General features: G+C 44.0%; 16 protein-coding genes. 2 read left to right on the top strand and 14 right to left on the bottom strand.

Annotated elements, in window-relative coordinates:
- Nucleotides 1-12: 12 nt before the first annotated feature.
- From AC1DP6_RS11870 to AC1DP6_RS11835, 8 genes are all read right to left on the bottom strand, one after another.
- Nucleotides 13-1,740 (bottom strand): RagB/SusD family nutrient uptake outer membrane protein, encoded by a 1,728-nt coding sequence (locus AC1DP6_RS11870; protein WP_477054995.1) that lies wholly within the window; start codon nt 1,738-1,740, stop codon nt 13-15.
- A gap of 30 nt (nt 1,741-1,770) precedes the next feature.
- Complete coding sequence (locus AC1DP6_RS11865) at nt 1,771-5,085, bottom strand: TonB-dependent receptor (RefSeq protein ID WP_477054994.1); 3,315 nt, start codon at nt 5,083-5,085, stop codon at nt 1,771-1,773.
- Nucleotides 5,086-5,286: 201 nt separating this feature from the next.
- The gene (locus AC1DP6_RS11860; protein WP_477054993.1) at nt 5,287-6,438 is read right to left on the bottom strand and encodes a FecR family protein; all 1,152 of its coding nucleotides are present in this window, start codon (nt 6,436-6,438) and stop codon (nt 5,287-5,289) included.
- A gap of 133 nt (nt 6,439-6,571) precedes the next feature.
- Complete coding sequence (locus AC1DP6_RS11855; protein ID WP_477054992.1) at nt 6,572-7,168, bottom strand: RNA polymerase sigma factor; 597 nt, start codon at nt 7,166-7,168, stop codon at nt 6,572-6,574.
- Between the two features lie 228 nt (nt 7,169-7,396).
- Nucleotides 7,397-8,068 carry a response regulator transcription factor gene (locus AC1DP6_RS11850; protein ID WP_477054991.1) on the bottom strand — a complete coding sequence of 224 codons (672 nt, stop codon included), beginning with the start codon at nt 8,066-8,068 and terminating at the stop codon, nt 7,397-7,399.
- An 11-nt stretch (nt 8,069-8,079) separates the two neighbouring features.
- Entirely contained in the window at nt 8,080-8,874 is a 795-nt protein-coding gene (locus AC1DP6_RS11845) for a sensor histidine kinase (RefSeq protein ID WP_477054990.1), read from the bottom strand.
- Complete coding sequence (locus AC1DP6_RS11840) at nt 8,853-9,503, bottom strand: hypothetical protein (RefSeq protein WP_477054989.1); 651 nt, start codon at nt 9,501-9,503, stop codon at nt 8,853-8,855. The genes AC1DP6_RS11845 and AC1DP6_RS11840 overlap by 22 nt, the downstream gene beginning before the upstream one ends.
- A 3-nt stretch (nt 9,504-9,506) precedes the next feature.
- On the bottom strand, nt 9,507-10,082 hold the full coding sequence (locus tag AC1DP6_RS11835) for a hypothetical protein (RefSeq protein ID WP_477054988.1): 576 nt from the start codon (nt 10,080-10,082) through the stop codon (nt 9,507-9,509).
- Between the two features lie 475 nt (nt 10,083-10,557).
- Here AC1DP6_RS11835 and AC1DP6_RS11830 point away from each other — a divergent pair, with 475 nt between their 5' ends.
- Nucleotides 10,558-11,301: a hypothetical protein gene (locus AC1DP6_RS11830; RefSeq protein ID WP_477054987.1), complete on the top strand. Its 744-nt coding sequence runs from the start codon at nt 10,558-10,560 to the stop codon at nt 11,299-11,301.
- 355 nt (nt 11,302-11,656) lie between these two features.
- Here the strand turns inward: AC1DP6_RS11830 and AC1DP6_RS11825 are convergent, their stop codons facing one another.
- From AC1DP6_RS11825 to AC1DP6_RS11805, 5 genes are all read right to left on the bottom strand, one after another.
- Complete coding sequence (locus tag AC1DP6_RS11825; protein ID WP_477054986.1) at nt 11,657-11,890, bottom strand: hypothetical protein; 234 nt, start codon at nt 11,888-11,890, stop codon at nt 11,657-11,659.
- Nucleotides 11,891-12,558: 668 nt separating this feature from the next.
- The gene (locus AC1DP6_RS11820; RefSeq protein WP_477054985.1) at nt 12,559-13,824 is read right to left on the bottom strand and encodes an MFS transporter; all 1,266 of its coding nucleotides are present in this window, start codon (nt 13,822-13,824) and stop codon (nt 12,559-12,561) included.
- Between the two features lie 63 nt (nt 13,825-13,887).
- Complete coding sequence (locus AC1DP6_RS11815; RefSeq protein ID WP_477054984.1) at nt 13,888-14,868, bottom strand: phytanoyl-CoA dioxygenase family protein; 981 nt, start codon at nt 14,866-14,868, stop codon at nt 13,888-13,890.
- Nucleotides 14,869-14,921: 53 nt separating this feature from the next.
- Nucleotides 14,922-16,946, bottom strand: a complete 2,025-nt coding sequence (locus tag AC1DP6_RS11810) for a GNAT family N-acetyltransferase (RefSeq protein ID WP_477054983.1) — start codon at nt 16,944-16,946, stop codon at nt 14,922-14,924.
- A 1,279-nt stretch (nt 16,947-18,225) separates the two neighbouring features.
- Entirely contained in the window at nt 18,226-19,206 is a 981-nt protein-coding gene (locus AC1DP6_RS11805; protein ID WP_477054982.1) for a hypothetical protein, read from the bottom strand.
- A 313-nt stretch (nt 19,207-19,519) separates the two neighbouring features.
- Between AC1DP6_RS11805 and AC1DP6_RS11800 the strand changes: the two genes are divergently transcribed.
- Nucleotides 19,520-20,170, top strand: a complete 651-nt coding sequence (locus AC1DP6_RS11800) for a hypothetical protein (protein ID WP_477054981.1) — start codon at nt 19,520-19,522, stop codon at nt 20,168-20,170.
- A 234-nt stretch (nt 20,171-20,404) separates the two neighbouring features.
- Here AC1DP6_RS11800 and AC1DP6_RS11795 read toward each other — a convergent pair whose 3' ends face one another.
- On the bottom strand, nt 20,405-20,929 hold the full coding sequence (locus tag AC1DP6_RS11795; protein WP_477054980.1) for a dihydrofolate reductase family protein: 525 nt from the start codon (nt 20,927-20,929) through the stop codon (nt 20,405-20,407).
- Nucleotides 20,930-21,109: the final 180 nt, after the last annotated feature.

The raw sequence follows: 21,109 nt of genomic DNA, 5'->3' as shown, positions 1-21,109 counted from the left end.
GATTAAAATACCCTACCAACCGGCATTCTGGGTGAGGATGGGAAGCGCCACGATTTTGGGTTGCGGCACCGGGAACAGGTAACGTTTAGGCGTAAATTTCAACGGCTGTCCGTTCTGTTCGTCCATCTCAAACACCTGGTAGCTTTTACCATCTGAACTGATTGCTATACCATGCTCTTTACCATTCAGTTCCGGTATGGCCACACCCGTATTTTCATAACCCTGTTTCAAGCCACCGGTCAACTGCATACCCCATCTCAATAATGACCAGTAACGGTCACCTGTTTCGAGGATCATCTCTATATGTCGCTCCCTTCTGTAATCATTCCACAGGTCTTCATTGGAGGAAGTAATACTGTTTTTAAATCCACCATGTACCTGGTAGGTTTTGGTGAGATAGGTACGCGCAGCGCCTTCATCACCCAAACGGATACACGCTTCTGCGTAGTTCAGGTAAGCTTCTCCCAAACGGAGTACGCTGTAACAAAAATCAGTAGGATCGGAATACCAGAGCTTTTTAGCCTGGTACAGGTACTTTGCAAACAGGTAGCCCGTCACTGATGCGCCACCATTGATGTTGCCGCCGTTCAGTGGCTGCACGTTGGAAGAAGCGTTGCCATCTGCTCTCAGGTAGGCCCAGTTACCAAAATATTTAGAACTGTCGCACACGATAGAAGCATAGAATCTGCTATCCCTGTTCTTATACATCTTCTGGTAAGCACTTCCACCAGTCTGGATATAAGTGGTTTGGTCCCATTTCTTTTCTTTCCCATCAGCATCTGTTACCAGGTAGTCGTCTACCAGATCCTGCGTGGGAGCATAATTCATCCATCCCTCTATGGATTCTTTCAAAGGAAATTTCTGCATGGCGGTCGCAGTAAGTTTGGAAGCCAGCATATCGCTGTTGCATACCAGCGACTGCATAGGTGTACTGGAGAAACTGGTGTTGGTGTTTTTCATCTCAAATACGAGGATATTTTCCGGAGAGGCGATGGCAGTACTATAAGCATTGAAGAGATTGGAATAACTGTCCAGGTTGTACTGCGCCAGCGCAAACAATTTATCACCTGCCGCTCTCACAGCGGTATAATAACTTTTGTCATTCAGGTAGGCACCGGCCTGCAAGGCCACTCTCATCTTCAGTGCATAGGCGGCCCCTTTTGTGGCCCGTCCTCTGTCATTGGTTTGTGGCAGCAAATCGGCAGCTGCATCCAGGTCACCCAAAATGAAATCGTAGGTTTCTTTCAGGGAAGAACGGCCTATATTGAAATCACTTTCAACTGTCAGCACATCCTTTACGAGCTGCACACCACCAAAACGGAAAGCCTGGTTGGAATAGATAGCAGCACGCAGAAAATGAGCTTCGCCGAGAAATACATTTTTTTGTGCAGTAGTGAAAGGAGAAGCCGGTACATTTTTCAGTACCATGTTCACGCGGCGTATATTGCCGAATGCGCCCCAGCCCTCATCAGCATTCCGGTCTATCTGCTCGGTTTTCTCGGACGTATGACCGCCGCCCCACGGATGGTTCCGGATACTCTTGGTGCTGGCGTCATAGTCCCAGGAAAAAATATATCCCATGCAATTGGAATAACATTCATACATATAGCCTTGCGCCAGGCCATAGTTACTCCACACATCACTTCCGGTATATGTATTCAGCGGCTTGGTATCCATCACCTTCGTACAGGAGGTGAAGGTCAGGAAGCACGCTATGGTTAGTATGATATAGTATCTCATTTTTCAGACTTATTTAATACATTAAATTACTTAGAACCCTACCCGGATACCCACTGAATAAGTTTTGTTAACCGGATAAAAAAAGTTGTTGTTGTCTGCCAGTTCCGGATCAAAATATTTTTTTACCGGGGAAAAGGTCAGCAGGTTGTTACCACTTGCAAAGGCCGACAGTTCACTGAATGGACTTGTTTTCTTCAACAACCGTCTGAAATTGTACGCCAACGTCACACTTTTTAATCTTACAAAGCGTGCATCTTTTAACCAGAAAGTGCTGGATGAATAGTTATTACCGGAGTTCATGGAATTGTTTCCTGCTCTGGGGAAATCAGCGCTCTTATTATCGGCAAGCCAGTAATTTTTCTGGAAGTCGAAATTGATCCTGTTCAAACCTTCCCCGCCTTGCAGATAGCCACCGAGGTATACATTGCGTGTTCCGGAACCCTGGATGAGTGCATCAAACCGAAGCCCCTTATATTCCAGTCCGAACGGAATGCCGAAAGTAAACCGGGGAGAAGTAGACTTGCCCAGCCGGCGGAAATCCTGCCCATCTATTTTACCATCACCGTTGGTATCTTCCAGCCAAATGTCTCCAAGGCCCAGCGCGGACGAAGTAATACGGCTGGGGTTATTGAGGATATCATCAAAATTCTGGTACAGCCCACGGGAACTGTACATCGCGCCGTAATAATCCTGGTTTACTCCCTGGTTACGTGTATAAGGATTGGTCAAAGAAGCACTGTCTTCATTTGTTCTTTCCCACAGATAATTGAAATAAGTAACATTGATGCCCACATAACCTTTCAGGTTGGTGTTGATATTGAAATTATAATTGAGGGCAGCGTCAATACCTTCTTTGCGGGTAGCGGCATCTGTTAGTACCTGCGGTAAACTCTGACCCAACGGATCGGTATAACGGTAGGCCGGGCTACCCAGGATATTGGTAGTGCGGGTAAAGAAATAATCAATATTACCGCTCAGCTTTTTCTTCAGGCTTTCAAACTCAATACCAAAGTCGCGTGAACTGGTGGAAAACCAGGTAATATTCTGGTTGCCAACGGTGAGCCCTCCTTCATAATAACCATTCTGCAGGTTGCCATTCGCTACATAAGTCTGTGTATGTACGCCATACTGCGGCAGATAGGCATACTTTGTGCCTCCAATGGAGCCTACCTTTCCGTAGGAACCTCTTAATTTGAAATAGGAAAATACATTATCGAGGTGGGCATTTTCATAGAATTGTTCCTTCGACATAATCCATCCTGCACTTACTGACGGAAAAAATCCGAAACGCTTGGACGGAGGGAAATAATCCGAACCATCATAACGACCAGCAAATTCCAGCAAATATTTTTTCGCATAGTCGTATTTGATTCTTCCTACATAACCTACTTCTCCCCATTCACTCGCAGAACCGTCATTCACTTGCGTAGCCGCATCGCCTGCAAACATCTGGTCGATGGCGGTAGAAACGAAATTTTTCCTCTGGGCACTGAACCATTTATTGTTTCCCCCTCTGGTAATGGATACCACGGTGGCACCCAATGTATGCTCACCGAAGTTGGTATTGTAATCGGCCTGGAACTCCACGTTATAAGCGCGGGAATTGCTGTTAGCCTGTGTCAGCGTAGGGCTTGGCGTGGGGTAGATTGTTCCGTCCGTATTGTACTGTGTTGCCAGTACATCAAATGTTTTACTTGGATTGGAGCTGAAAACATAATCGCCCAGCGCTTTTAATGTCAGTCCTTTTACCCAGGGTACATTCCAGGTAAAGGTCAGGTTACCATCATTAAAAAATGTTTCAGACCTGCTGTAACCCGGTGAATTGATTTCTGCCAACGGATGATCCACGAGCGGAGCCAGGCTTCCATCTTTATTGTATGCCTGTTCCAGCGGACTTTTAGCCACTATATGACTGAAAATGGTCCCGGAACCTGCCGGAGGTTGTGTGCTATAGGTGTAATATCCATTCAGTCCAAGCGCAATGGTAAGTCCGGTAGCATCAAAAGTAGTACTGAGTTTGGTATTATACGAAAACCGTTGCACGCGGAAAGAGTTATTTACATAGTTGCTTCCCTGGTCGAAATACCCCAACCCTGCATAATACTTGGTTTCTTTTGTACCGCCGCTTACAGACAGGTTATGATTCTGCTGGCGCGCATATTTGCGGAAACTTAATCCATACCAGTCGGTATTGGGATAAGTATCAGGATCCGTACCTTTTTTTATTTTGTCCAGTTGCTCCGGCGTGTAAACGGAGTTTTTGCCGTTACCGGCCGCTTCTCCAATGGCGTTAGCCACCAGTGCTTTATCAGTACTGTTAATGAGCTTGGGAAACAGACTGGGGGTATTCCATGCAGTGTTATTGGAATAAGAAAATCTCGGTTTGCCGGTTTGCCCGCTTTTAGTGGTCACCTGCACGATTCCTGCGGAAGCCTTGGCGCCATAAACAGCCGTAGCAGCAGCATCTTTCAGAAAGCTGACACTCTCGATATCATTCATGTTCAACGCCACAAATGCATTCTGGTCACGGATGATACCATCAATTACATACAAAGGCGCGCTTTGCCCGATCAGCGGCTCACCACCCCTTATTGTCATGGAAGGTACACTACCCGGTTCTCCACCGCTGAAGTTTACTATCACACCCGCTGCGCGACCTGCCAGCGCAGATTGAATATCTGTATAGGGAGCATCCTTGAAATTATCTGTTTTAACTGTAGTGATGGAGCTGGTCAGCGTTTGTTTGGATTGTTTGCCATAACCCACTACGATGATTTCGTCCACCCTGCTGGAGGATAATTTCATGGAGATATTAATTTCCCTGCGCCCATCTACCGCAATCACCTGCTCCTCATATCCTACAAAGGATACCAGCAGCTGATCACCCGGTTCTACCGTGAGCGTAAAGGCACCCTGACCATCGGAAGCAACGGCTTTATTTTTGCCTTTCACCCGGATAGATGCGCCCGGCAACGGGCTCCCTTTTTCATCCGTAATAATACCTTTGACGATGATCGGTACAATTGCCGGAGACAGCTCCGCTGACACTTCTTCCATTTGTTTGATCACCACCGTTTTGCCAACAATAACATAACTAAGCGCCTGATCCTTCAAACAAGCATCCAGTGCTGCTTTCAGGGAGGCGTCCTGTATATTGGCCGTTATCTTTCCCCTGTTTTTCAGTAAGCGGTCGTTACTGAAAACCTGGTAGCCACTTTGCCGGGTGATTTCCCTGAACACTTTTGTTAAGGATGCATCTTTTACATGCAACGTAATGTTCTGACCAAATCCCGTGGCTGACGCCTGTAAACAGGCTGTTAATAAAAGGATACTCGTTACTTTCATAACTAAGAGGATGTTGGTTGATTGTCGGAGGCAATTCGCCTTCCATCTGCTAACGAGGAATTGCCTATGAAATCTTAATTTCATAACTTCATGAAGTTTAGGTTGATAAAAAACAATTGGTTTATTGTGAACTATACGGCCTGAACTATCCGCCGGCAGTGGTGGAACACTGCCGGTTTCTTTTTTATTCAGTCTGTTTTTTTAAGGATTGATTAATACTGTTTTTCCTTTTATGGTGGCTGCAACACCACTGTAATCAAGTATTTTCAGGAACTCCGACAAACTTGCATCAGTAGAAAGAGAGCCGGTAAAATGTTCATGAGGAATGCCATTGGGATATTGTACGGTAATATTATACCAGCGCGCCGCCTGGCGCATCATTATTTGAATATCTGTTGCATCAAATACAAACAGCCCCTCTTTCCATGCTAATACATCATCTACGTCCACGTGTTTCAATACCGTCAGGGAACTGGCAACACGCGCCTGCTCTCCGGGTGAAAGCGCCACAGACTGTCGCGATCGCCCTCCGGAAACCCTTACTGCGCCCGATATCAGCGTAACGCGGATCTCTGGCTCATCAGCATAGGCATTAACATTAAAATGTGTACCCAATACCTGTACCTCCAAACCCTTGTCCGGGCGGGCCACTACAAAAGGAACGGCCGGATTGGAGGCCACCTCGAAATAACCTTCTCCATCAATAACCACTCTTCTTTCTTTACCCGAAAACGAAGTGGGATAAGTAATCGATGAGGCAGCATTCAGCCACACCCTGGTACCATCCGCCAGCATCACAGACATTGCCCTGCTGCCGGCCGGAATAGTAAGCGTGTTATACTGCGTTTCCTGATGGTGCCCGTTGGCGATGTATACAATTTGTCCACTGTCATTCTTTACAATATTTGTTGCCGCCTGACTGGCAAGCAGCCCGTTTCCTGCACTGTCGAGCAGAATTTGCTTGCCACTGGCCAATGTCAGCACGGCATGCACAGCAGATGGAGCGGGAATATCTTTCGCCCGCTTTTCCACAGCGGCCATCGTTTTCGGATGCCGGCTACTGTTTACAAAAATGGCGGTCAGCCCACCCATCAGCAGCAATGCCGCTGCAGCTGCAGCCCACCAACGGGATCTGCTACGCTGTGTAACTTTTTCAGCAGCCATCTGAACCTGTAAACGCCGCCACGTTTCAGCGCCAAACTCCTCTTCAGTATCCGATGTCAGGATGGCTTCTGCATCCCCTGCATTTACCTCATCATACCAGGTATGCAGCTGAATGATTTCGGCTTCGCTGGCAGTACCATCAAAATACTTCCGGGCAATCAGTTTTATTGCTTCTTTACTAAGATGCATAGGTCCTGGTTTTTTATTTATACAGGGTAATACTTAGAATAGATACATGTGCTGGAAGTTTGTACGCAGCAAACAGCATTTTTTTTGGAGAAATAAAAAAAGGAGAACAAACAGCCGGTACTGGTATCTGCCATCAGGAGAAGAATTCCCATGCAGCATATAAAGCAGACAAGACAAATACCGCTGTGCGCAAGGCTCGCAGCTTGTTACGCATAATGTTCATGACCTGACTGATGTAGCGCTCAGCAGTACGTGGTGATACACCCAGCCGCTGCGCTACCTCTTCAATCGGCTTGTCCAGTAATTTATGATGGATAAATATGATGCTGAATTTCTCCGGCAGGTCGCCGGCATATTTCACGAGTATATCAAGGAGTTGCTTGTTCTCCAAATCAAACTCAAGCGCCTTCCCTTCCATGCCTGCAATACCAGCGTGCACTTCGTGCAGGGCCTGCCTCCGGTGCTCGTCGGCCAGGTAACGGTATACGGCATGTCTTGTCATAGCCGCCAGGTAGTTGGGTAAGGAAGCTATGGTAAGCCGTTCCCGTTTATTCCAAAGATTCAGAAACACACGTTGGATAACTTCTCTTGCTGTCTCCGTATCACGCAGGCGTTTGTGCGCAATAAAAAGCAGCCATTTCCAGTACCTGTTRTAGATTTCATTAAACGCCCGCTCATCGCCACTGGCCAGCAACCGCGACAACTGATCATCTGTGTAGCTTGAATACATTTAATAAAAGATATCTGATATAGAGAAACATGTGCTTTGGTTCCCGCTGTATAATATAACGTGTACTTTTCCGGACAAATCTATTCCCTTCTTACTCGATTTTGGTAAAAATTATTTCTAAAGCTCACATTAATTCCCATTGCTTCCTAGTATTATTTTAGCTCTTTCTTATATTTTTTTGCAGGACAGAGTAGGATTACAGGTTTCTCTGGCGCGTAAATGACGATATTATTTCAACGATACAATATTATTCCGGATGGCATACAACACCAGCCCGGTAACATTACGTGAACCCGTTTTCTGCAGCAGGTTATTCCGATGCCCATTGACCGTTTTTACGCTGATAAAAAGTTCCTGCGCAATCTCCTCTGCGGTATATTGTCTGCATACCAGCTGCAAAATCTCTTCCTCTCTTTTGGTGATGGAGAGATGCTGGGGCTTGCTCCTGACAGTTCTCGCCGTTCTGAGCTGCAAAGCCTTTAACGCGCGCTCATTGATATAAGATCCTTTAGTGTGTACAGCAATGATGGCTTCCTGTACTTCCTGTGGCGCACTGTCTTTCACCAGGTAACCATGCGCGCCGCATTGAATTAACTGGTTAATGAAATTCTCATCATCATGGACCGACAGGATGAGGATCTTCATGTCAGGATAGGTAGCCGCGAGTTCCTGGGTAACGTGTTGACCGCTGTATTCTCTGTCTCCATCCGGTGGCAGGGAGAGGTCTACCAGCATCACGTCCGGGAGAACAGCCGCCTGGCGTAATCTATCCGGCACGGAGTAACCGTCGGCAGATTCAAATATCACCTTCATATCCTGCCAGGTGTTGATAATGGCTTTCATCCCTTCTCTGAAAAGGACCTGGTCTTCCACTAATCCTATGTTGATCTCCTTTTTCATATAGTAAAGTATTATGCAGGTAATGTTAATCGAATAATGGCGTAGTATCCGCCTGATTCCTGGTTGCCCATTTCCAGTTTTCCACCGAGCGCATTCACCCGCCCTTCAATACTCTTAAGACCCAGGCCCTTGCTGGCATTATCATCTGACAGTCCTCTCCCATCATCCGTATAATAACATACCAGTTCCTGGCTGTGCCGGAAAAGATCTATTCTTATCGATCTGGCGCCAGCGTGTTTGAGCGTATTGTTGATCATTTCCATAATGATGCGGAACAGGCCCAGGTTTACCAGCCAGGGCAGGTCGTCCATGCGGGCTTCACAACCCAGTTCAATCTTTATCTCACCGACCTTGTTGATCTGTTCCGTTACCGACTCTAGCGCGGCCTTCAACCCGAAAGATTCCAGCTGCGGCGGCATCAGGCGGTGGCTGATACTTCTCACACTTGCCAGTGCCGTCTCAGACAATTGACGAACATACTGCAGGGACTCCTGTAATTGCTTCGTGCCATCAGTACTTTGCTGTTCGAGTACCATGAGATGCATGCGCATAATAGACATCACCGCTCCCAATTCATCATGCAGGTCGTGTGCAATACGTTTGCGCTCTTCTTCCTGCGCCTGAATATTCGAGCGAAGCAGGTCATGTTGGTAGATACTTTTCAATGCCTCCTGCCGGAGTTTCTGCATAGACAAATTCTTTTGAAAATGCAGGTTCAGGAACACTACCCCAATACCGATGATGAACACAATAACCGCCAATGGCAGCAATGCATTTAAAAAACTCAGGTCTTTGATCGTTTCCATAAGCCGATAAAAAAACAGGTATACATAACAATGGAAAAGAAGGAGTGAAATATCCACGCGTACAAATTCAAGCTCCTGCTGAAAGCACCAGTGATAACAGAGCCAAAATAAAATATCAGTATGCAGGAAGAATAATAGATGAACAATCCTGAATTGATCCAGTTAAGACTGCTGATATTCCGGCCGCTGGTCTCCTTTACAATATCACTCAGAAAGAACCGGTAAGTGAACAATGCCAGGATCACAATGAGAATGCCCTCCACCGTTAATGCGATAGAGTTAAAGGTGTAAACAGGCTGAATGAACAGGGAGTTGATTATTGTAAAGAGCAGGAATAATATGGCGATGAGCCATATTATTCCTGCATCTATGAATCCATTGAGCAACGTGTTGTAGAACCATGCCAGGCAAAGGAATCCTGCCGCCACATATATGTGCAGCAACGGCATGTTGTTTTTGCTGTTGAACCAGAAAGCCAGGGAGGTGAACTGGATGATGCCCGACAGGAAAATAAACCATGAGAACACTTTCAGCTCACGGGGCAATTTGTTATAATGCACAGCAGCATACACTACTGTGAGTAAAACGGGTACATGTGATAACAGTATGATCGTTTCTGAAAAGCTCATATATCAATGGTATACATTAAGGGGTCCTGGCTCCGGGCAGGTATTCGGACAAGGGGCGTTGAGGTCCAGTACGTACTTGTCGTAAAGTGCTATTCCTGTTGAATCAGTATTGGCGAGGATGGGGTTTGCCTCTTTGTCGAGTATAACATCCACACCAGCGTTCCACTTGCTGGGATCCTTGCCTTTCAGGCAGGCATTATCTACTGGTACCAGGTACAACTTGAACCCCACTTTTTCTTTAAACCCAAGGTATACCCGGATGTGTTTGAACCTGCATATAGATGAATCGGCGAGTTCCGGCGGCAGGCCCATGGCAGCCAGGAGGTCCACTGCCCGGATGGTATAGGATTCCACGGGTGCAGTGCCTTTCCAGTGGATGCGGCAAAGACTATCGTACGCTTGAATACTCTGGCGGGCCGTTACGAGGTTCACCAGTACACGGCCTACACTGTCTGTAACCTGGTTGCAATCATTTCTTGTGGTGGTTCCTGGTTTAGCGGTGCCGGCGGACGGCTGATTTTTACATCCTGCAGCACAGAGCCCCAGCAATAGGATAAGAGAAAAGAGGTGTTGCTTCATTTTAAGTGTGTTTTATAGGATTTGGTTGTTGCTTAATAGCACATAACAATGATGCTGTAATGTAATTACAAAAAATGAAGCTGATACCCGGGATCCTCAAAAACAGATATAAATACCTGCTTCTTTTCCCAAAAACAGGCAATAATACCCGTTTTCAAAAATACTCATCTCTCCTCTTATCGGAGATTGGTGCTTTATACATGGATTGACCATATTACGTTAGTTGTAAACTATGATCGAAGAAAAAAGCCGATATAGATAGTTCGGCTTCCGATCAAGTTGAAATGTTAGGGAATACCTTTTTTAAATATTGGCTAAAAGCCCATACACTCCCATTTGTCATTCACGAATCCCCAATGCACTATCCTTGAATATTATATAATAGCCAATACACTCCCTTTAGCTAATCTTCAATCTGTCCCGAAAACAGATTCCCCGGATTATGTTATATTTATAGTAATCAAAATAATCTCTCATGGCAAAACAAATGTCCATCATTCCCTTTACGGGAAAACTCGGCCCTCTCATTGGGTATAAGCGCAATGGCAACTACTTCCTGCRCAGCATGCCTGAAAGCGTGCAGCAAACGGCTGCTACCCGTCGCGCGTCCCGGCGCTTTGGCATCGCCAGCAGGAAAGGCGCTTTTATCCGGCATGCTTTCTATGGCAACCTGGATATCCCCTGTGACGGCGGCCACATCAATCGTCTCAACAAACTGCTCATTGCTGCCGGCGATCATCACGAGGCCCTGACAGGCTTCCGCTTCAATCAGCATACCGGCGTAGATCGTTTCCTTACGGTAGCTCCCCGGCTTTTCCCTAACGGAGTATTAAATATTCCCGCACAAACCATCGACGGGTATAAAGGTATTACTGCACTGGAAGTAAAAGTAATCGCAACGCGTATTGATTTTAGATCTCGTCAGGTGGCGGGTAGTGAAACGGTTACGCTGATGATAGAACCCGATACCACTTTCCAGGAAACAAATGTTTCGCTGGATGTACCCGGGCAGGGTTCACTGGTAGTGGTTTTCCAGGTAAGAGCGATGTACAAGGCTGGCCCATCAGGCAACAGAAAATACATGGCCGCCGATATTATTGCGGTGGCAGCCCCACAGGTGCTCAAATATGCTCATAAACGTACTTATCCAAAGCGGACGAAATTGCTTCCCAAACTCGCCTATACATACACATATCCAGCTGTCATTCAACTGGAATAAAGCGATCTTGCCCCCGGAGATATTTTGATAAATAAACCCTTTATACCTGCTTTCTTTCAATAGTACATCTCTTTCCGCAGCTACAGCATAGCACTGAAGCAGCCCTGCTATGGCCACTTCTCACCTCTATCCATTTGCTGAATCAATTTCATCCCGGTTACACATCCGGACGTCATCCCCGCATCAAGTCCACCTCTACTGCACCGTTTCTATAGGTACTAAGCGGGTGCTAAGCATAGCCTCGACAGAATCTACATAATGCATACCCGATCATCAAACTATCCAAAATAGCAGGAGTCAGCCTATCCATCAATCTCTTTTACCAATTACTTTAAATCCCTCCCTATTCACCCGGTCAATTCAGACTAAACTCAATAGCGAACAAACAGTGACGGGAGCTCTCTTCCACAAAAACAGATTGTTTAGTAACAGATTCTTCAGAATTGTTCATTAAAATTTCATTGGCAATCCTGATTTCCCTCAGGAGCTTACGTTTTGCTTTGACTCTTTTCACATTCGTTATAATAATGAATGTCTTTTTTACCTGCAGCAATAATTTAGACAGCAGCCTCACTCCATTGTAATACATAACCTGGATTCACTTTAATTATGTTTCAGACAAGCTTGATAACAGCATTATTAACGCGTTGGCTATTTTGGCATATCCTTCCAACAGCCATGATATGCTGCAATAATGAAATACACTTCAGGGGAAATTTGCTTCTCGGTCCAATATTCAGAAAATGCCCAGGCGACTTGCTCTCCAACCTGGATGGTATACTCTCGACTAATGTTAATTACCACTAGTAAAATTTGGGATTAAGACAGAGAACAACTAATGCTTTATTGACCATAACTGCGCGAATATTTGCATATGCAATACGCTGCTGCGTTTCACCGGGACTTACTCCATTGTACCTTTTATAAATACAGTTCAGATGACTTTCGTCCGTAAACCTAAGTTCACAGGCAATTTCACTCATCCGCATATCACTACGTAATAATCTGGTTTCCACTAATCTGATGTTGTAATTTCCATCCTTATTTATCTTTTCACAACGTTACCACTAAACACAAAAAACCTTGTAGAAGCATATTCTACAAGGTTTTAATTACGTCAGAGTATTTACTTTTACTCCTGATAGTGATCCTTATGGTACATAAAATCGAACCATTTAATTAGTCATCAATAATAGTATTTTAGTAGGCTGATGCCTAACACCTTCGCTACTTAATTATATTGATCCGCCCAACGTACTAATGGTCTTCCGGCTTCTCTCTCCTCCTCTCCATATTCCTGCGAAGAACGGGGCGCAACAAAAAACCATAAGCAGTAAGAGAGCAAAAAACTATCGCCCAAAATCCCCAAAGCCCCCACCTGAGAACAACCAGATTGGAAATCTGGATGCCGATAAAGTAAAAAGATAAGGTGATCAGGCTGATAGCAGAAGCCACTGTTCCTTTTGTCATATGACTTTCCATTAAAGCAAATCGCATCAAAATACCACAGGACATGCCTTGTCCCAGGGTAAAAAAAGCCATCGCTCCAATCAGGAAAGTGCGCTGCCCGTACCACGCTGCTATCCATAGCAACACCAGACCCAACGCTAAAATGGGCAAAGCGAGGATCACCGATTTCCCCAGGGGCCAAACACGCGTTTTCCATGCGAGGATCACGTTTCCTGCAATCAGACTGAGAAAGATGGGAATCTGGATCAAGGCATAATTCAAAGGCGACAGCCCCTGATCCACCATAATCAATTTGGGCGCCAGCGCGCTCCACGCAAAAACAGGAAGCATCAGGGTGGGCACAGCAAACGCGTTTTGCAGGAAAAAAGAATATCGAAAGAGTTCACCATAGTCCCGGGCCAGTTTTGAAAAGGATAAACTGGAGCTACGACTTAAAACAGGCAGCGTTTCAGGCATAAATAGGTATAGTCCCCAAAGTGAGAGACCGGACAGGATAATGATTAAGCCAAAAACCCACCGCCAATTGGTAAACTCCATCAAAAAAGCACCTGAAATTGGTCCTACTACCGGAGAAAGCAGGGCAACATTGGTCATCAATGCAATCACTGTAACGGCTTTCTTTTCAGGGAAGGCCTCCTGCACTGCCACATAGCCTACTGCTGCAATCAAACACATGCCAGAGCCCTGCAAAACGCGCAGAAAGGCAAAGCTCTGGATATTGGAAGCCCAAAGCGCTGCCAGGCAGGCCAGGATGAAAAGACAGCCGCCCCCAATCATGACCGGCCGTCGTCCAAAACGATCAGTCAGCTGACCATAAAACACCTGGAACAAAGCTGCTCCCAACAGAAAAGCACTGGCCGAAGAGGCCAACCATGCTTCGGGAGCGTGAAACTCTGTGACAATGCGAAGCATGCAGGGCTGCACCATGGAGTTACTGATATAAACTGAAAACTCGAACAGCACCAAAGCCACCAAAAAAACAAATATCTTCCAGGTGAACGGTTGATAAGCAGGAATGGCTTCGGGTATAATAGGGCACTTTAAAGTTGTCATAAATGCAAATACTATCTGAAGTGGATAAATAAACCGGAGATGTCTTTCCTATGCAGGAGGAGACTATGAAATCCAGAAGCGTTTTCCCAGGAGTTTTTCTCCCAGGGCCGTAAGCCTGGCTGTTTCCTGACGATCCCTTTCCCAGTGACGGGGATCTCCGTAAAAAGAATATCCTTTAGGAGCTTCTCGTTTTTCCCAGGCCTGGATACGCCATTGACGCAACTCCTCATTGCTTTCCTGTGCCGGAGACATAGAAATATATTGGGCAATACGCGCTTTATCCAAAGAAACATTCTGCCTGATACCATGGCAAAGGCGGCTGTTAAAGATCAATAAATCTCCTTTCCCTAAAGCGACAGGGGTTTGCGCCAGGTCAGATACGTCAGGTCGATACCAATTCCATCCTTCCGGCTGCCGTGCTTTCCAAAGTTGGAAATCTTCTTTCCGGAAGATAGCCGGATAGCAGGTAAAACCACCCACAGAAAGATCTGTCTGATCCGACAAAGAAAGCACTCCCTGTACATTGTCAGAGCTGTTCTCCGGGTCATAGTCCCAGTGTTTGACCATATCAAAAGAGAGCCCGGGATAGGGGGGTAAATTTAAATTCACCCGGTCAATTGTTACCCAAAGATCTTCCTGTCCCCATACATCTGCAAAAGCTTTATAAACACGGGGTGTTTGCCGGTTGTCCCAAAGCGTTTGGTGATGGTAGAGTTCTACCATGCCGCTGTTAAAACTCTTATACTCTTTTTTTAAAGCAACTTTTTCTTCAGGATACCAGGTGGGAGGAGCTGAAGGATCCAGCTCTTCAAAATCCCAGATGGCCTGTGCCGTTTTATCAGCTTGTTCAGGAGAAATAGCGGCTTTAACTACAACATAACCATGTTGGATCCAGCCCCTCCAGTCCTCTTCTGAAAGCACCTGAAGTGAAGGTTGCTTAATACGGTCATTGAGCTTAGATGAAAAGACCACGTTCGTGGAGGGATTACGTTCCGCCGGGGTGTTCTTGCCAACCGCGTTCTCATTTCTTTGAGCTTGCATCATATTTTTCTTTGTGTTAAATGAAGGTTAGAAAGTAGCCTTAGGATCCTGACACCTTAAGAACGTTTAAGGTCATAGGTTAAAAACAAAAGGCGRTCAAAAAAGAGCGGATAGAGGTGGTCGGATCCGCCCTGACAAACAAAACCCAAACGTTGGTAAAGCCGGGATGCAGGGTTGTTTTCCCAGACGGTGAGGGTCAGACGCCGGCATTCCCACTTTTGAGCAATCTGGATCATATGCTCAAACATAGAATGAAAATAACCTTGCCCCTGCAACCTGGGATCGATAATAACAGAATGAATAGAACAATCCCCGTTCTGTTGATGGATGTTGAGAAACCGAAGGTAATTTTCCTCCACTTCTCTCATTTCATCCCGGTAATGAAAGTCGTCTTTGATCCGGACTTCGTTATTTTCCTGCGCTGTAAAAAGTTCGGGGCGGAAAGCGCCTATCCATTCTCCGTCAACATTGTAACAGAGTTCAAAATGAGGAAGAAAGGGTTCTACATTCTGCTTACGGTAAAGTGTTTCAAAATTATACCCGGGTTTATTCCGGAATGAATAATAATCAATGTAGTAGCCAGTGCTATAAAGCAGCTTCCCAAGGCGCTGCTGATCTTCTTCAGCCGCCCGATCTCCCTTCATCCAAAAAACTTTGTGAGGCTTCTGTTTGCGGGCTGTAAACGTTCGATCTGCGGGCTTGTCCTGCAACGGAAACCAGAAATTACCCTGGCGGATCTGTGCTGCATTGTGTGCAACCAAATATTGTGCGAAAAGGTTGTTCACACGATCCAATTCGGGATCTTTTGAATTGACCGAGTAATAATTAAACAGGTCATCTGTATTGCGCAATTGTGTAAAGTAAACCACGCGGAGTCTTTCCTCGTTTTTCAATAATGAAATGTGTTTCTCCAGATCGAGGGCGTTCGGCAATGACCATTCGAACTGTTCCAGACACTGGATTACAGCGTCATAATGTGCTTTTTCTTCCGCCGTCAGCGGCACCAGTTCATTCCCAAGACGCGCTTCAAACAAGACGCGCATACCAAATATTCCAATTGGAATCTCCTCTCTTTCCATAGGGCCTAAAATGGAGTAGCGGTCAAAAAAAGAACTGTAATCCAATATCCTTTGGGTTAAAGCGCTGCTCCAGATTTCATAAAAGCTGTTAAAGAAATCCCGCTCTACTCTTTCTCTTTGCAAAGGGTCCCGCAGATGACGCTTTTCAATTCCGGCAATATGCGCGTCCAAATGTCGTCTCATGTCGTGCATGAAGGGATCCTCTGCCGCCGCCAAAATAAAGCCATCCTCATCCCGAAAGGAATTCAGGCAACTGAGCACCGTGCCTGCAGGAACTTCCGGAAAACGCAACATGATGGCGCTGTATTTATGAGGGATCGTATCTACATCTATATAAATACCTCCTTCCCTCTCCAGGATAAAAAACCTGGTATAATCCGATAGATTAACATAATAACCTCCCGCATAGAGGAGATTGAAATGCTCCCATAAATGAGGCTTTTCTCTTTTAAGCATCAGGGATAAGGAGCGCACCCATAGTTTCACCGGTCCAAAACAATAGGCTCCAACAATGGCATCACCCGGAAAGGCTGTTTTATCTGAAACAAAATGAGGGCTGTTCGACAGTTGGTCCTCATCCCAGATCCAGAGGTATGACTGAATGTTTTTTTGATGATGCTGATGGACATGCCGGATAAGCTGCTCCCATTGGTAGATGGCTTGCCTGGATAGATTTGAGAGATCCCCGCCGAGCCAGATACGATGCAGATTCAGGTCTTCAATTTTTGTGGTGTTGATAGCAAAAATAGAGGAGAGATCATCCAGACTGAATTCACGCTGGTACGTCTTAACCAGGGAACGGATTTGCTGGAATTCTTTTTCCCATTTAAAATTTAGTTGCTGGGAAAGAAGAGGATCTTCCTGAGCCCGGGCCTGTTCCCGTTCATCAGCACCTTTTTTAAGATCCTCTATCAACATCTCGCATTCAAATAATGGGTTTTCTAAATCGGTAGATTGGAATGTCTTACCATCTACCGATAGCTTGTAGGATACATTTTGCATGGTTATATCGGGTTTTAAAGTCAATAAATGATCGCAACGTCAGGGCGCGGGCATTGTTAGCCTTCCTGACATTAACATACTTATGGCTGTAATTTTCGGACTCAGGTGTTTAGACCGTATGTAGAAGGGTTATACTGTATATACGGGTAACTGTCCGCCTTTGCAAGTGGTGTATGATTAGGTAATTCACATCATTTCTGATACTTTCTACTAGGGGATTAACACGCTAAAATGGCTTCTCTCATAAATAATATGGTTAATTATTAAACAATAGTGTATTCACGAAAATGTGCTGTTTTAATAGGTTTTCCGAAACAGATAAAAGTAGGTTTTGCTCTTATACTGACATGGTCATCGCACATTCTCTCATAAAACTAAGGATGGCTACAGCAATCCAGCCGCAGTAGTTCCAGTTGTATTAGAATGCTTTATATGTGCGCGCTGGTACTGATAAACAGGCTGAAAAAAGTTATTCACAGTGTAACCAGGAATAGTATTGCGTGGATATTGTGAGGTGAATTATATTCAGCTTCGCAAAGTGGTTTATGAAGATCATTCCGCAGGAAGTTTTAACGAAGTGCCGGAATTACTAAAGCTGACATTTTTCTCTTTCTTCTTTTGTCAGTAATAAGAATATCACACGTGAATTTGGGATAAGTGTTAATTAATCAAATTACCAGGTTAAAATTAAAAATCACGCCATCTGTCTCCTAATGCAATCTTCTTGACGTAAAATGGATATTTTCTTATTTGGGAAATAGGGCCTTTTTTCTTATTTTCTATCTCTGATAGATAGTCAAATGACAGATGTCCATACTTTAATAAATTTATAGACTTAACCCAATTTTTCACTTTACAAAATTTATCAACATGAAAAAGAGATCATCCAAAACTCTGAAGTTAGAGAAGATAAAAATTGCCTCTCTTTCAAGATCCCATCAACTTGAAGAACCAGCGCTCATCGCACCGGCGCAACCATGGCAAACCCGTCTGGTCGTATGTTATACATGGCAGGCGAATTGTCAGACAAACGAACACGGCCTGTGCCGTTTTTGATCGTATGAATAGAAATAATTAGTATGAAACGCTACGGCGGTTTTATTTTTTTGCCTTTGAGAACAATTATTGGCGGTACCATAAAAGATACCCCAAACAGTAAATTGTAATAGCTGCTACTTGATCTGACAGTACACGGATTTTTGTATGGTTAAGCAGTAGCTATTACAATTTAAGAAAAGAAAGTAAGGAGCTGGAAGTCATCTGGAAATAAAAACACTCGTTATCTAATGATTTGTAGGCTTTGTGTTCCCTTTGGAATGTATAGCAACATATCTATAAAAGTATTTCTTTTCGTCCCATTTTTATCGATATCATTATAGCCCAATAAAGACTCGCCACGACTAAAACCTTCTTTCGGTTCTAATCTAACTAATCTGTTATTCGCATAAAGTTTCATGGTATAATTTTCTATAGGATAAAAAGTTTGTGAATATTTATCTGAATTCGAGCGTTTTGTAGATACGGACTTTCCCTTTCTGCCCTTACCTGATTGAAGTTCTGTTATGATATCTTTAGCAAAATACTCTGCCTGGTACCATTCTGAGTCCGCGTTTAAAAAAATAGTATTCAAATAGTCATAATCTTTATCTTTAAGCGCTGCAACAGTATTTTCATAAAAGCGGACTACTTTTAATTCTAAGTCTTGTTGATTCAATGTAGACAAGTCTTCCCCTTGCTCCCATCCTTTCATTTTATAAGGCACCGAAGCATCGAAACTGAGATTGGTTTTAAATTCTGTTAATTTTGAGTAGTCAATATTTTTATCATTATTTTTAAACTCAAGTACATCTTCCGGTGTTTCTGTTGAACCTTCCTTATTCCATTCGGCTTTTTCTACTTTCAGAATAAAATTCTCACCATTGTTAAGGTAGCTTTTTTGAATTCCATTATGGTCATATCCAGGATAAAGCTCAACTTCAATATTTTGTTTCCCACTTTTAAGAATCGATGAATTAATATTCATTCTTGCTATTCCCGGAATTACATCAAAGTTTGAGTAAACAGGAACCCCGTTTACCATTACCCTGAAGCTAAATGCAGATTGAATATCTAATTCGTAAATAGGTTCAATGTCAAATTTCTGAACTTTATTAGAAAGATATTCTATTCTTTGTTCACCTGTCATTGCTTTCCTTTTTGATTCCTGTGCACAGCTATTAAGGCTTGCCGTCAATAATACTGTAAATATAAATTTTGTCATTATGTTTTATATTATGGGTAATTCCTAACTTATTTTCTATTTATATGGGTCCATTAGCCCTATTATTTTTCCACTTGCAATATAGTGGATTCCGCCTTTTTCTTTTAAGCCGTTGATATCATCTGTTCCGCCATCGTTAGAAACAAATCACAGACTAACATTAGCATTTAATAGCAATCCTTCCTGGTTCCCATTGCACTGGTATGAGTTAGATGCTATTCCAGTGTAGTGAAAATAACCATTATAGCGCACATAGGCCAGCCATACGCAAAAAATAGATTATATTAGGTAATCCTTCATTAAAGTCGCTCTTATGAAACGCCATATTCTTATCTTGCTCTTTTTATGTAACGGATACCAATTGTTTGGGCAAAACCTGTATAAAGAAAATATAGCGAACCTGGTTTCCGTTTCATTTCCTCAAAAACCCTTTACATCCGAAACGCAGGGAAATTCGGTTATCCAGGCCGTTGATTCCTCGGCCATGTATTCGGTGATCAACAGACCTATTGATGCGGAGCAACTCTTGTTCCAGTCGGATAAGCTACCCGAATTCTATGATGGGGTCATCAATGGTTATGTAGCGTCCTTTAACGCCAAGGTGATCGAAAAAAAGGAATTTGATGTCTCGGGCTTCAAAGGAATAGAAGTGGAATTGCTGGCAAGCCCCAACCCAAAGCTTCCAGATTTAAGGTATGTGCGTATCCTACTGCTGAATAACACCCTGATCGCTCTAAATTTCTGGACCTTATCTGAAAATAAACAGGCTACTGAAACGGCAAGGAAGCAATTTTTCAATTCCATTGTCCTTACAGCTGATCAAAAAGCGGTAACGCAGGGGAACGACCCGAAGCCCAATCCTATTGGGTTTATGATGGGTAAAGTTGCTGCCTGGGCCACCCTAATGGGTATCCTGGCAGCGGTGTTTCTACTCATAAGAAGATGGACCAGAAAAAGAAAATAGCCAATGCGGCAAGGAGTAACCAAATCCTGGAAAGAACTTAACAAACTTCCAGGAATCTGCTTCACTACTAATCCTGGTAAGGATTGAAACTCAGGAATTCCCATTTCTATTATACTGTTTAATTCAGCTGTCATATCTAATAGATCTTCCCGATATACTTGTGCTCCTACTTTAGTTCCTTTATTAGCCAAAGGATGCCTGGCTCCAGCGGCTGGCATACTTGTTTTAACGTTATTACTGTCTTGAATAATATACTAAAACTGCACCGCAGGCAAACGCTTTACACGCTACAAGTTTTAACTCTAATTCGTTTTTTAAAGGATTGAAGGTTTGTTGTCCGTTACCTAATGCAGCAGGGTTTGTAAGCACATAATACTCATCGATTAAATCATGTTGTATTAATGATGATACAAATGAATCACCACCATATACAATGATGTCTTTCCCATCTTTATTTTTCAGTGCTTTTATTGCCTCTGCTAAATTGCCATTTATAATGATTGAATTGTCCCACTTGCTGTCCTTGAGGGTATTTGAAAAAATTGCATTTGGAATTTCTGCAAACCGTCTTCCAAGTTTGTGCTCACCATCATTGGGATTGTTTGCCACTTCAGTCCAATATGGAATAAACCCTTCCGCAGTTTTTCTCCCATGCAGAATGCAGTCCACATTGTTGAGATTGTCAATACTGAAGTCTGACATTCCGCTGTCCCATTTATTGTCAAGTAAAATGTTCATTTGTAATTTTATCTTTCTCATTTTATTAGTTTTTACAAAAGTAATTAGGTCGTCTTACAACCCAGGTAGGCTATTGCGACATTTTAAGAGTTATTTGCGACAAGTAGTGTGGTCGTTTTTTTGCTTGCCGCTAACATTATATTTCCGCTACTATACGCTACTTTTAGATGGAAACAATATTTGCAAGCTGTTATATTTGAG

The sequence above is a fragment of the Chitinophaga sp. 01L420 genome (genome assembly GCF_056399985.1).
Note: the sequence above shows the minus strand (reverse complement) of the source record. Positions and strands in the feature narration are given on the sequence as shown.